The sequence below is a fragment of the Gimesia panareensis genome, from assembly GCF_007748155.1.
Taxonomy (GTDB): domain Bacteria; phylum Planctomycetota; class Planctomycetia; order Planctomycetales; family Planctomycetaceae; genus Gimesia; species Gimesia panareensis.
The window spans coordinates 2,566,806-2,579,075 of record NZ_CP037421.1 but is presented as its reverse complement, the minus strand read 5'-3'; the positions used below and the strand labels follow the sequence as shown (position 1 = coordinate 2,579,075).

At 52.2% G+C, this 12,270-nt stretch carries 12 protein-coding genes; 7 read left to right on the top strand and 5 right to left on the bottom strand.

The genetic code is table 11. The features are described 5' to 3' along the window. The first annotated feature begins 109 nt into the window (after nt 1-109). The gene (gene queF / locus Enr10x_RS09540; protein WP_145448879.1) at nt 110-484 is read left to right on the top strand and encodes a preQ(1) synthase; all 375 of its coding nucleotides are present in this window, start codon (nt 110-112) and stop codon (nt 482-484) included. Nucleotides 485-487: 3 nt separating this feature from the next. On the opposite strand, the gene Enr10x_RS09535 is transcribed toward queF, so the two are convergent. Further along, a complete protein-coding gene (locus tag Enr10x_RS09535; RefSeq protein WP_145448878.1) occupies nt 488-1,351 on the bottom strand; it encodes a GntR family transcriptional regulator in 864 nt (287 codons plus the stop codon). Nucleotides 1,352-1,542: 191 nt separating this feature from the next. Here Enr10x_RS09535 and Enr10x_RS09530 point away from each other — a divergent pair, with 191 nt between their 5' ends. The 4 genes from Enr10x_RS09530 to Enr10x_RS09515 all read left to right on the top strand — a co-directional run bounded on the left by Enr10x_RS09530 (nt 1,543) and on the right by Enr10x_RS09515 (nt 4,392). Next, nucleotides 1,543-1,788 (top strand): hypothetical protein, encoded by a 246-nt coding sequence (locus Enr10x_RS09530; protein WP_145448877.1) that lies wholly within the window; start codon nt 1,543-1,545, stop codon nt 1,786-1,788. Between the two features lie 271 nt (nt 1,789-2,059). Next, nucleotides 2,060-2,704, top strand: a complete 645-nt coding sequence (locus tag Enr10x_RS09525; RefSeq protein WP_145448876.1) for a hypothetical protein — start codon at nt 2,060-2,062, stop codon at nt 2,702-2,704. 39 nt (nt 2,705-2,743) lie between these two features. Next, nucleotides 2,744-3,343, top strand: coding sequence for a type II secretion system protein (locus Enr10x_RS30515; RefSeq protein ID WP_261343253.1), 600 nt, complete (start codon nt 2,744-2,746; stop codon nt 3,341-3,343). A 92-nt stretch (nt 3,344-3,435) separates the two neighbouring features. Next, the gene (locus Enr10x_RS09515) at nt 3,436-4,392 is read left to right on the top strand and encodes a hypothetical protein (protein ID WP_145448875.1); all 957 of its coding nucleotides are present in this window, start codon (nt 3,436-3,438) and stop codon (nt 4,390-4,392) included. 18 nt (nt 4,393-4,410) lie between these two features. On the opposite strand, the gene Enr10x_RS09510 is transcribed toward Enr10x_RS09515, so the two are convergent. From Enr10x_RS09510 to Enr10x_RS09495, 4 genes are all read right to left on the bottom strand, one after another. Beyond that, a complete protein-coding gene (locus tag Enr10x_RS09510) occupies nt 4,411-5,859 on the bottom strand; it encodes a DUF1501 domain-containing protein (RefSeq protein WP_145448874.1) in 1,449 nt (482 codons plus the stop codon). Between the two features lie 16 nt (nt 5,860-5,875). Further along, nucleotides 5,876-9,016, bottom strand: coding sequence for a DUF1553 domain-containing protein (locus Enr10x_RS09505; RefSeq protein ID WP_145448873.1), 3,141 nt, complete (start codon nt 9,014-9,016; stop codon nt 5,876-5,878). Nucleotides 9,017-9,177: 161 nt separating this feature from the next. Further along, the gene (locus tag Enr10x_RS09500) at nt 9,178-9,972 is read right to left on the bottom strand and encodes a hypothetical protein (protein WP_145448872.1); all 795 of its coding nucleotides are present in this window, start codon (nt 9,970-9,972) and stop codon (nt 9,178-9,180) included. Next, nucleotides 9,959-10,429 (bottom strand): hypothetical protein, encoded by a 471-nt coding sequence (locus Enr10x_RS09495; RefSeq protein ID WP_145448871.1) that lies wholly within the window; start codon nt 10,427-10,429, stop codon nt 9,959-9,961. The genes Enr10x_RS09500 and Enr10x_RS09495 overlap by 14 nt, the downstream gene beginning before the upstream one ends. Nucleotides 10,430-10,587: 158 nt before the next feature. On the opposite strand from Enr10x_RS09495, the gene Enr10x_RS09490 reads away from it, so the two are divergent. Next, a complete protein-coding gene (locus tag Enr10x_RS09490; protein ID WP_145448870.1) occupies nt 10,588-11,346 on the top strand; it encodes a hypothetical protein in 759 nt (252 codons plus the stop codon). A 202-nt stretch (nt 11,347-11,548) separates the two neighbouring features. Then, nucleotides 11,549-12,265, top strand: coding sequence for a hypothetical protein (locus Enr10x_RS09485; RefSeq protein WP_145448869.1), 717 nt, complete (start codon nt 11,549-11,551; stop codon nt 12,263-12,265). The last annotated feature ends 5 nt before the right edge of the window (nt 12,266-12,270 follow it).

The following is a 12,270-nucleotide window of genomic DNA, read 5'->3' as shown; positions in this document are numbered from 1 at the left end:
TTGCGTGAAAATCGGTTCGATTTGCTTGCACGCCTCGGACAATCGCTATAGAACACGGTCACATTTGTGATACGTCATACCGATTCTTTCGATAGAGAAACAAACGACCATGAGCGAAGCCGATTCCCCCCGCAGCCTGCTGGAAACGTTCGAAAACCCCTATCCCAACCGTGACTATGTCATGGAGACCGTCTGTCCCGAATTTACCTCGGTCTGCCCGAAAACCGGCCAACCCGATTTCGGTACACTGGTTATCACCTACATTCCGGATCAGGTCTGTTTCGAACTCAAATCGCTCAAGCTCTATCTGCAGAGCTATCGCAACGTGGGTGCCTTTTATGAAGACGTAACCAACCGCATCCTGGACGATCTGGTTGCGGTTACCGATCCCCGCTGGCTGGAACTGCGGGCGGAATTTACTCCACGGGGCGGCATCAGCAGTACGATTACCGTGTCGCACCATAAAGCGGGCGACGAAGAGTAAGCTTCAGCGTTTAAGCTGCGAGAGCACCGGGTGATTGCTGCGGAGGTGGAATTCGAGTTCTTCCCGGGCCTTCGCCCAGTCTTTCTTAAGCAACGCGGTTAAGATCCGCTGGTGCTGCTGGATCTCCTGAATTGCGGCAGCGCGGTCGTTTGATTCCCAGAGAAACAGCAGATCGAAATAACGGCCGTGCCGATCAAAAAAGCTGATGATGTAATAATTGTCTGAATGTTTAATCAGATATTCGTGCAGGCTGTTGTCGATCTGCAGCGGCTCGTCATCGGTTGTGGGCACCTGATTCCCATCCAGTATTTTCTGCAGCACCTGTCGATCCAGGCTCTCTTTCGCCAGATCCAGCGCTTTGAGTTCGAGCACCACGCGGACTTCAATGAAAGCATCCAGGTCGTGCTGATTGAATGATCTCAGTTTCCAGCCTCGGCGGGGAACATGCTCCAGCACTCCATCTCCAGCCAGGCGGTTGAAGATATTTCGCAGGCTGGTGCGGCTGATGTCATATTTTTTCGCGGAAGCCATTTCCCGCAGGAAGACCGATTCTCCATTGAGACTCATAGTGAGCAGGTCATCGGTGATCCGCTTGAAATGATCTTCAGGCGGAGCGGGCTGAGGGGTTTGCGCTGCTGTCTGAGCATCGTCCATTTTGTCCAGATTGACACAAAGACGCCGGTTTTTTTCGCGATAGAGGTATCCTTCTTCGATCAGCTCATTAATAGCATGATAAATGGGGGTGACGCTCACCTGATAATGGTCAGACAGCGCCGCCAGCGTCAGCGATTCAGGGGGCAATTCATCCCGCGACAGCCTGGCGATCAGGTCGGCTTTGATATATTTGGTGAGAGTTAAAATCTGCATCGGCGCTCCTCTAGTGGATCTAGTGAGCTGATCATATATGCCATTGGCAGCAATGTAAATGTAAAAGCTCAGTTGGATAGAGCAATGCTTTCCTAAAGCATAGGTCTCTGAAGAAAAAACTTGTGTTCATGTGACTAGCGGTTACAATGGAGAGCACAATTCATTTCTTTGATTTGAAAGGGAGTGTCGCCATGAAAACAACCTCTCCCCCCATCAGCCCGGCTCTGATGAGCCGCTTTAAGTTTCTGGTCTGGATGGGACTGCTCATTTCTCTGGTCGATCTGGCCTGTATGCTGGCTTTGGGAGATCGCTTTCCTCCCCATGTGGCAGGAATTGTGCTGATGCCCGCGCTGGTGTTCATGCTGGGCGCCTTCCATGTGCTTTACAAAGCACTGCCGCCTAAAGAGCGACGCTGGCGAATCGAGGATGGGAACTGAGCCAGTTCGCGCATCAATCCGGTTGCTGGAATCAGCGATTAATGCAGGTGAGATGTCTTTGCGCAGGGTTACAGCCTGTAATGTGGAAAGTCTCTACTTGCGTGGACCAATTACTGCAATGAACCAGTTGGAGTGTTCCCGATACTGCAGGCCGGTTGACTCAAGCTGTGCTGAGCTTGTTATTCATTGTTGTTTTTGGGGACAGAGAAAGTACGTCCGATTTACCCCTGATGTGAGACTCTGTTGCGGGTTCAGTTGAGGAGAGATTAGATTGCAGAAAGTGAGTCTGGTGACAAAATCTAAGCGTGCCGCTGTTACGAAAGTGGAATTCCTGGTGATTATTTTTATCATCATTATTTTGATCGCCCTGCTTTACCCTGCAATACAGCCTCCTAATTCAGATGGCCCACTCGGAAAACTGATTCCAGTGACGGCACCAGACGAAAAAAATCGGGTTACTCACACATCTGGGATCTCTTTTATTCCTCCACCTGACTGGGTTCAGATCAGGGATCTGGGGCCTGATAATCCCTGGCTGCGCATCACACCTCGTGGTAGCAGAAAGGGGCGTGATCGCGCGGTTCTTATGATTGGTAGAGTAGGTGATTATAATCAAGAAGACAGACTGCCCGATCAGACTGAACTGAAACAATTTAAGCAGTTCCAGTTTCAAGGGTATCCCGCATATGAAAGGGTGATCCACGTAAGAGAGCCGGCTTTTGATAATGCAGATGTTACTCTTTACGATCAGTATCATGATCGGGATGGCGAATGGTGGCATGTCAGCTATTCGGTAGTCGAAGACTTAGATGAATTACCGGAGATGATGCGCGAGTACATAAATGCGATTCGTTTTCCACCGAAAGTGGATCAAGTGAAAGAGTTGTCAAACAATCCTGAAACAAAAGAGGAATGATCAGTCACTCAATTCAACTCTCCAGCGAAAGCCCTTTTTATGAAGAGATCAAAACGAAGCGGTTTCACGTTGAAAGAATTGCTGGTGATCGTGTTGATCAACGTGATTCTGATTGCGCTTCTTTATCCTGCCGTTCAGCAGGCCCGTGATCCCAATGGCCCGCCCGGGAAGATGATTCCCGACATACTACCTGACGAGAAGAACCGATTTTCGTATCCGGCACGACCATCCATTATTTTACCACCCAACTGGGAAATCAGGCATGGTAAGGAAGAACCGGAGTTTCATTCGTTACTTATCTGGCCGCGTTGCGGGATGAGGCGTCGTCCCTCTTCTCTCTCAATCTGGATCAATTCGCCACCACCTGAAAATGAAGACCTCTCAAAATTTAAACGCGTCAAATTTCAGGGATTTCCTGCGTATGAGAGAATGGTCATCAGTCGGAAAGATTCCTTCGATGATCCCGCACGATCTGACTATGATCTCTACATCAATCGAGATGGCGAATGGTGGCATATCAGTTTTCTGGTTTCAGATGAAATGACCGCATTACCTGCGATGATGCGTAAGTACATCAATTCGATTTGTTTTCCGCCAGAAGTGGCTGTGGGAGCAGAACAATCCCCGGAGTCAGAGTAGTAATAAAGAACCTGATCCCCTGCGCTGGTGTCCTCTAAAAAGAATGCTTACGGTCTCTTCAGAAATACTTCATACCCAAGCCAGTTAATGTCATGCAGGAATATCGCAATGCCAGCCAGCAGTTGACAATCGACTTTTACGACATCGATTCTCGCCGTTATACCGCGATCACAAAATCCGTGGTCAGACAATTTCAACTGGAACCGGCGGGTGAACTGATCATTGGTCTGGATGAAATGTTCCAGGAATTTCAGAAGGAGGACCTGCGTGTCGGCCTGGAATGGGATATCTGGTCGGGGTATATCGTGCTAGCGAAAACGGAGTCCGCGGAAGATCTGGTAAGGGAAATCGGTGCTTTCCTTCAATCCAGGTTTACCCGGGCAGAATCAATGCTGAGAATGACGAAACAATTTCTACTTTATGCTGTTACATGGATAGCTGTTTCAATAGTGATGTTACTCTTTGGAGCAGTGATCTTCCTGTTGGCGAAGTTGCCGGAACCATTGACTACTGCTTTCTGGTATCTCTCCCTGTTTGTGTTATTGTTCCTGGCAATGGGAGTCATTGGCACATTATTAAAATTATCATTGAATCAACGGAGCGCAGATAATGCTTTGCATCAGCAGGGCGGCCGACGTCCTCTCAATGAAATTGTATCAGAGTTAAATGGCAGAGAATATTCGCTGGTCAGCCTCTGGGATGAACGGACAGGTTTACGAAAAGTTCCTGAAATCTGGATCTTTCCTCAGGACGTGGGAGAACAGTGGGAGCTGAAATCTTCGATTTGGAATGGGACTCATGCGAACGACGAATCAGTGAAACGCACGATTGCTCTGTTTCGAGAGACCTGGATTGATCGAACAGCTTGGATTCTGAAGCCTGACGAAGAAACATCCGAAACTTTAATTCCTGGGTCAGAAGAGATGAAGTCGCTCGACTTAATCGAAGAACGGATCGGATATCCTGCCATTCGGAAGCTGGATTATGGAAGCGTTAATTGGAGTATAAGCGAAGAGCAGGATGAAGACGATGAAAATCGTGATGTCTAAGGAGATGAGGCTGTAGCGCTAAACCAGGATCTCATCAATCACCGTCCCATGCACATCAGTCAAACGGTAATCACGGCCCTGGTGTTTAAAGATCAGACGTTCGTGATTCAGACCGAGACAGTGCAGGAGTGTGGCGTTTAGATCATGCACGTGGACCGGATTTTCGGCAATGTTGTAGCAGAAGTCATCAGTCGCGCCGTAGGAAATGCCTGGCTTGATCCCGCCGCCGGCCAGCCACATTGTGAAGCAGCGGCCGTGATGATCTCTGCCGTAATCGGTGCTCGTGAGAGTGCCCTGGCTGTAAATCGTGCGACCGAATTCGCCGCCCCAGATGATCAGCGTGTCATCCAATAATCCACGCTGTTTGAGATCGGTGAGCAGACCCGCGGTCGGCTGGTCGATGTCGCCGCACTGCAGGCGCAGATCGCTGGGCAGATTGTAATGCTGGTCCCAGCCCCGGTGATAGAGTTGGATGAACCGCACGCCCTGCTCTGCCATCCGTCGTGCCAGCAGACAGTTGGCAGCGTAGGTGCCCGGTTTACGGGAAGCATCGCCATAGAGTCGGAATGTCTGCTCGCTTTCATTCGAGAAGTCGGTCAGCTCAGGGACGGAGGTCTGCATTCTGTAAGCCATCTCATACTGCGCAATGCGGGTCTGGATTTCCGGATCACGGTAGGCTTCGAACTGCCTTTGATTCAGTTGCGCCAGGCTGTCCAGCATGCTCCGTCGGCTCTCGCCTTTGAGGCCGGGAGGATTGGAGAGATAGAGTACCGGGTCGCCGTTTTTTCGGAAGTTGACTCCCTGGTGGCTGGAAGGGAGAAAGCCGGTTCCCCAGAGTCGGGCATACAGTGGATCGGCAGGGCGGGAAGCGCTGCCGTCGGAGATCAGCACCACAAACGCAGGCAGGTTCTGGTTCTCACTGCCTAAACCGTAGCTGGACCAGGCGCCAAAGCTGGGGCGACCCGGCTGCTGATGGCCGGTCTGCATCAGCGTGACGGCCGGATCGTGGTTGATGGCTTCGGTGTGCATCGATTTAATCACACAGACGTCGTCAATCACATTTGCCAGGTGAGGCAGTGCATCGCTGACCCAGGTACCGCTCTCTCCCTGTTGTCGGAAGCGGAACTGGTTGGGTGCTGCGATCGGAAACGATTTCTGATTGGCGGTCATGCCGGTTAAGCGTTGATCACCGCGGACTGAAGCAGGGAGCGGACTGGCGTTCAGATCCTTGAGACGGGGCTTATAGTCGAACAGTTCCATCTGGGAGGGGCCGCCATGCATGAACAGGTAGATCACGCGTTTCGCTTTCCCGGGAAAGTGAGCAGGATGAATGGCATCGGGGGTATTCGCAAACAGACCTGGATTGAGCAGCGAACCCAGGGCCGCTGCACCGATCCCCGTGGCATTGCGACGGAAAAACTGTCGGCGGGTAACATCCTGTTGAAGTTGGTTGAAATCGATCTGCATCAGGGGACCTGTTGGGTTATTGTTTGGTCACGGTCTCATCCATGTTGAGAATCGTACTGGCGAGCATCGTCCAGGCCGCCAGTTCCGTAGGGGAGATAGTTGTATCCACGGGCGCTTCACCGACCTGGATCAGTTCATTAGCAGCCCGTTGATCACTCTGATAGATACGACGCTGTTGCTGTAGCAGACGAGTCAGGATCTCCAGTTCGGTCTTGTCAGGCAGGCGACTGGTGGCGGAGCGGAACAGAAAGGCGATACGTTCCGGTTCGCTCCCAGCCTGTTTGAAGGAACGTGTTGCTAGACCCCGGGCCGCTTCGAGGTAAGTCGGATCATTCATCAGTACCAGTGCCTGGAGCGGTGTATTCGTGCGGGGACGTCGTACGGTGCAGGTCTCTCGCGTTGGGGCATCGAAAGCCATCAGCCCGGGGGGCGGGCTCTGCCGCTTCCAGTAGGTGTAGAGGCTGCGACGATACAGCCCGTCGCCCCTGTCCTGCTGGTAGCTGACATTGCCGTCATAGGAGACCGCTTCCCAGAGGCCGGCGGGTTGATACGGTTTGACACTCGGTCCCCCCTGCTTCGCCACCAGCAGACCGCTGATTCGCAGTGCGTTGTCACGGACTGTTTCAGCGTCGAGACGGAAGCGGGGACCCCGCGACAACAGGCGGTTTTCCGGATCGCGTGCATACAATTCACTGTTTCCGCGAGAGGACTGCTGGTAAGTCGCCGAGAGTGCAATGAGTTTGATCAGGTGCTTTACATCCCAGCCACTTTCGCGAAATTCGACCGCGAGCCAGTCCAGCAGTTCGGGGTGGCTGGGCCATTCCCCCTGTGAGCCGAAGTCTTCCACCGTTTTGACCAGTCCGACTCCAAACATCTGCTGCCAGAGCCGGTTCACATAGACGCGGGCCGTGAGCGGATGTTCGGGGCTGGTGATCCAGCGCGCCAGACCGAGGCGATTGGTTGGGAATTCAGAGTTGAACCCGGGCAAGGCGGCGGGAACCTGGGCGGTCACTTTATCGCCCGGATGGTTGTAGACGCCCCGCTCAAGGATGAAGGTCTCCCGCGGCTGTTTATTTTCCTGCATGACCATCGTGGTGGGGATCTGCTTTCGGAGATTAGTAAGTTCGTCGCGTTTTTTCTGTAGTGCTGATTCCGTCTGGCGAAAAGTCTCAGGAGCAGCCGTGTTGAGAAAATAGGTTCGCAGGGCCTGCTGTTCTTGTTTAGTGCGTTTCGCTGTTGGAATTGTGAGCGTGGCGGCCAGAAATTGAGAATCTGCGAGTTGCCGGGCTTCCTCAGCGGACAATGTCCGAGCATAGAACCGCAGGTCATCAATGGCTCCCTTGTAAAAGGCGCTGGTCGAACGACGGCCGATACGGAATGGTTCAGTGGTGGTAATGCTGCCGGTGAGGCTGTCGTAGGGAGCGGAGGTGGTTTGCAACGCACCATTCAGATAAACGCGAACGCCGGCTGCAGTGGAAGACCCATCATAGGTAACCAGCAGATGTTGCCAGCGGCCGGTACTGATGCTGTTGTCGGTGACCACCTGGATCGCGTTACTGTTCCAGGCGTGGATCAGGTGGACACAGAGTTTGCCCTTCCGGAGCATGAGATCGAATCCCCGCAGTTGCTGGCGGTCATCGTTCTGGGACAGCAGACAGACAGGCCCCCCCGATGCCGGTTTGATCCAGGCGGCGATTGAAAACGAAGTGTGCCGGTTCAGAGGGAGTTGTGAGTTGCTTTCCAAAAGTGCGGTACCGTCAAAGTCGGCCCCCTGCCCCAGAAAGCCGGGGACAAAATCTACATTGCCGATGGCATTAAGTGTCTGATTCTGGCTCGGGTCATCCAGCGGGGCATACAGGATCAACCCCTCAGTGGAAGGAGGCTGTAGCATGGGGCGAATTTCCTGCTCCCAATCCGTCTGCAGCCGGCCGAGTTCTGTTTCGTTCTGTTGATGTTGCTGTTCCAGGATTGCCAGCTGGTCCTGCAGCGATTTCTCTTTCGCACGATATTCATCAGAAGGGATCTGCAGGACCGGTTGTGCGTTGCCTGCGGTACGGGTATTGCCGGTTTCGGGGGTGTTATTGAAGAAGGCGAAGAGCTGGTAGAACTCTTTTTGCGAGATGGGATCGTATTTGTGATCGTGGCACCGCGCGCAGCCCATGGTGAGGCCCATCCAGACGGTGGATGTGGTATCGAGTCGATCGACGATGTATTCCACGCGGTACTCTTCATCGATGATACCGGTTTCGCGTGTGGTCATGTGGTTGCGATGGAAGCCGGTGGCGATCAACTGGTCCTGTGTGGGATCGGGAAGCAGATCGCCGGCCAGTTGCTCGATGGTAAACTGATCGAAAGGCTGATTCCGGTTGAAGGAGTCGATCACCCAGTCCCGCCAGTGCCACATCTCCCATTCTTCGTCGGTGAAATAACCACTGGTGTCGGCATAGCGGGCCGCGTCGAGCCAGTAGCGGGCCCGGTGCTCGCCGTAATGGGGTGAACTGAGCAGGCGGTCGATCAGTTTTTCCAGGGCTCGCGGAGATTCGTCCTTGAGAAATGCATCCAACTCTTCCAACGTGGGAGGCAGACCGGTCAGGTCGAGAGACAATCGCCGACAGAGCGTGGCTTTGTCAGCTTGAGGCGATGGTTTGAGCCCTTCCCGATCCAGACGGTTCAGGACGAACCGGTCGATGGGATTCTGGCACCAGTTCTGATTCTGGACTGCAGGGAGTTTTGGATGCCGAGGCGGGATGAAGGACCAGTGTTGCTGATAGACAGCTCCTGCTTTGATCCAGCGTTTGAGTAAATCAATTTCCTGTTGCGTCAGTTCCTTACCGGAATCGACGGGTGGCATTTTGAGTGAGTCATCAGAGGTCAACAGCCGCTGGAGCAGTTCACTCTGGTCGGGATGCTGGCGATCGATGATCTGGTAGCCATCCCGGGGCTGGAACACATTTTCCGAATCATCAAGACGGAGATCGGCTTCGCGGGTGGAGGCGTCCGGACCATGACAGTGCAGACACTTTTCGGAAAGGATCGGCCGGATGTCGCGGTTGAACTGAATTTGCCTTGGTCCACTCTCTTGCGCTCCGGGAAGTTGTGGTGCACCCCAGAGAGAGAGGGTCAGTAGCAATAAAACTATCCGTAATGAATCTCGCATGGACGAATCTGAGACAATACAGGGATAATGCTGGTGCGGACAATATATAAACTAACTTAAATATTAGCAGGCCCCACCAGGGATGTCACTTGCAGAGTCGAAGAATTCAGGATCTTAAGCCGGTGATTGTTTGAGAAAACGCCTGGTCTTTCGTGGATTTATCAGTTCTCCAGCAGTGGTTGTGGCAGACCTGACAGATTCACCAGCCCACTCCAGTCGTCGTATTCCAGTGCGAGACAGCTGTGCCAGAACTCACGATCAAAGTCGACAATACTGGCTTTGCGAACCGTTCCCATGGAGGTCAGACGATGGATCAGAGAGTGGCCCAGGCTGTATCCGTCCGTGACCACAGAGCGCCAGCGGTTTGCGGTCTGTTCTGCCGGATGTTCATTCAGCCAGGTCACGCAGGCAGATTCGATTCGCGATTGCCAGTCATCAGTGACACGACGCACCCGGGAGACAGACACTAAATCGGAAAATTGTTTCTCGATCAGTTCTGATGGAGTTAGCTGACCAGATTTAAAGAGAATGCCAATGTCCAGGTTGTCAGGTGATTCCAGTGAGAGATCCAGTTCCAGCGACCGGGCGACAATGAGGGCTCCTGCCTTGAGGACATCCATGTCAAACGGCGTGCATTCCAGACCAAGACAACCATCGAGGTAGCTGAAACCCCACGTAAATCCGACGAGTTTCTCGGCACGATCAGGTACTGGAATTTCTACATAGATTGTGCGGTCCAAAAGCTGATATTCACCACGGTAGATGATCTCAGGTGCTCCCAGAGATTTCAGTCGGTCAATATTTGCCTGAACGTGCTGCCTCCCTCGTTCGAAGTCGATCACGGCTGTAGGCAGACTGCGTTCGATCAGCTTCACAACTTCCTGCACATCGAGTGAGGGGGTGCCTTCCACGGGGAAATAAAATTCCGCAGAGAGTTGAAAATCAGGATCCGGCATGGTCTTTCCCAATCAGAGGATAACTGGTAAGGACGCCGATGGGGAGTTCCGTCATTCCATTGCGTATCCGTTTCTGCTGATTCAACTGTTCGATGGCCCGTTCCAGTTGTTGCAGGTCGGTGGCGATGATCCGTCCTCCGCCCGGTTGAATGAGGATCAGGTAACCGGGCGTTGACGGATTGGGTTTCCAGGTTCCGATTTCCAGCCACAAAGCACAGACCGGGTTTCGCTCTGTTTGCAGGTTAGCCAGGGGATTATTGAGCGATTTCGTCAGTCGGTTCGCAGCCGCTTTGATTTCAGGGGAACTGTCTGGGGGGAGGGCGACGGGCCAGGGCCAGGCAGTGTAGTCCGGTTCGGAACTCTCCAACTGTCGAGTATGAGGGAGTGCTTCTGTTTCGCTGGCGGTGAGACAGAGGAGACTACCGAGAATAATGCCGAAAATAAGGAGACGATTCATGTTTCTGCCCGATTCTGTGAAGCCAATGAAATCTGAGAAGAACCTGTCTGGTGACATTGTAGTCTATTGGGATGAGAAAATGTGGCATTTCCTTCCGCCGGACGGTTTAAAATATTGATATCCATAAGCTGTTCCAGAATGAATAGAAAGTGAAGCTGATGCAATCAGAGTCCCTTGCGTGGCCCATCGACTCGATCTGTCTGAATCGAGATGTAAATACTTATTCTGATCTGGCTCGTATCGTTTATCGCCGGACCTGTCGTACGGATTTCAGCGAGCCTGGGTTTTGTCTGATTACGCTGGGATCGAAGATCGATTCAAATGAGTTGCGCAAGACGATGGTCAGTCTCAAACAGGAACTGGCAGCCATCCATGAACGGACACGCGGAATGACATTACAGTATCTCTCGCTGGGACGCTTTGATCAGCAGAATTCGACAAAGCCGCACCGGGACAATGGTCCGGTAGAGTGTTTTCTGATGCTGGGGTATGAGCCGACCGAAGTGCAAAGTGCACTTGCTATTTCTGATTACTCCCGCTGTGCTTCAGATCGAGGACTGACGCCCACCGAATTTTTAGCGGAGTACAACCCCATGTTTCAATCGGGATCTGAAATTCTGCGCCCATACACGACTCAGGTTCCCTGCTTTTCCAACTTCGATTACCAGATTGTCTGTATCAACAATTCATGCGCTCCCTGTTCCGAAGCACAACCAGCCTGGCAGGGAGTTCTGCACACGGCGACGATACTCACTCCAAATGCCAGACAATGTCGCGTGATCAATTCGACGTTGATCACCTCAGTTGCTCCAGGGACACCGAATGTGATTTCAGAAGAGCAAGAGAACCAGTTTGTGGAGACCACGCTCGTCCGACGAAGGGACTATGAGAGCCGGCAGCAGGCGGACGATTTTTGAACTCGTAGCGTAGAGCTGAATTGAGTTTGCTAACAGCCTTGGAAAGTTCTATTCTCCTGTTTAAGGATATTGTGTTAAACTTGAGTGCTGAATTTAGTGAAGAAAGATGAGTTAAGACACATATGATTGATGGTATGTGCGATCTATATTCACAATCAGTTTTCTCACTGCGGGCCGATCAAGAAGAGGGATCTTCAACTCGATGAATGTATCTCAACCCGTCAGATTTTATCGGCTGCGTCCTTTTTATCTCTATCTGGGCATCGCCAGTGTGAGTCTGTTTTCACTTGCCGGAATCGGGGCCGCGCTGGCTGCGTTCTATAATCTGGATGGATCCTTTCGCTATCCGGTTTTCTCGGCGTTCCTGTTTGGTGGCTTCTTTCTCGGTTGTTCGCTACTGGGGCTTTGGTGCATATTGTCGTATTATCGTGAGCGACTGGAAATCTCAGGTTTCAGGCTGATCAAGCATGACGTCTTCCGTACAACGGAGATCCCCTTTGATGAGGTGACGCACCTGCAGTGGTTCTCACTGACGGGGGCGATCGTTGTGGAGTCTCCGTTCAAGAAGTTCAAATTTCACATTGATAATTATTCCAAAGCCGAACAGATTGAAATTACAAACCGCCTGCGGCATGATCTGGATCGTGATATGCAGGATGGCTGGGACAAGTTTCAGAAATTCAATGCGTCGATCTTTGAGCCGGCAGATCAGTCACCCCGCCCCGAAAGCGTTGTGTTTGTCTGTCTTCTATTCCTCTTTGCATGTATATTCACCTATGCCTGGTGGGCGGGACGGGGAGTGCATTTCCTGTTCATCGGCCTGATTAATTTCGCGGTCGCTCTGTGGTGGTTTTCTGATTTCAGAAAGAAAACGGATAAGTTGAAGACGAAACAGCCAGGGAAAGAAACCGCTGCATGAGGTGT

What these genes read in the sequence shown, in the direction of transcription:
- queF (WP_145448879.1), top strand. Translation starts at nt 110, where the DNA reads ATGAGCGAAGCCGATTCCCCCCGCAGCCTGCTGGAAACGTTCGAAAAC.
- Enr10x_RS09535 (WP_145448878.1), bottom strand. Translation starts at nt 1,351, where the DNA reads ATGCAGATTTTAACTCTCACCAAATATATCAAAGCCGACCTGATCGCC.
- Enr10x_RS09530 (WP_145448877.1), top strand. Translation starts at nt 1,543, where the DNA reads ATGAAAACAACCTCTCCCCCCATCAGCCCGGCTCTGATGAGCCGCTTT.
- Enr10x_RS30515 (WP_261343253.1), top strand. Translation starts at nt 2,744, where the DNA reads ATGAAGAGATCAAAACGAAGCGGTTTCACGTTGAAAGAATTGCTGGTG.
- Enr10x_RS09515 (WP_145448875.1), top strand. Translation starts at nt 3,436, where the DNA reads ATGCAGGAATATCGCAATGCCAGCCAGCAGTTGACAATCGACTTTTAC.
- Enr10x_RS09510 (WP_145448874.1), bottom strand. Translation starts at nt 5,859, where the DNA reads ATGCAGATCGATTTCAACCAACTTCAACAGGATGTTACCCGCCGACAG.
- Enr10x_RS09505 (WP_145448873.1), bottom strand. Translation starts at nt 9,016, where the DNA reads ATGCGAGATTCATTACGGATAGTTTTATTGCTACTGACCCTCTCTCTC.
- Enr10x_RS09500 (WP_145448872.1), bottom strand. Translation starts at nt 9,972, where the DNA reads ATGCCGGATCCTGATTTTCAACTCTCTGCGGAATTTTATTTCCCCGTG.
- Enr10x_RS09495 (WP_145448871.1), bottom strand. Translation starts at nt 10,429, where the DNA reads ATGAATCGTCTCCTTATTTTCGGCATTATTCTCGGTAGTCTCCTCTGT.
- Enr10x_RS09490 (WP_145448870.1), top strand. Translation starts at nt 10,588, where the DNA reads ATGCAATCAGAGTCCCTTGCGTGGCCCATCGACTCGATCTGTCTGAAT.
- Enr10x_RS09485 (WP_145448869.1), top strand. Translation starts at nt 11,549, where the DNA reads ATGAATGTATCTCAACCCGTCAGATTTTATCGGCTGCGTCCTTTTTAT.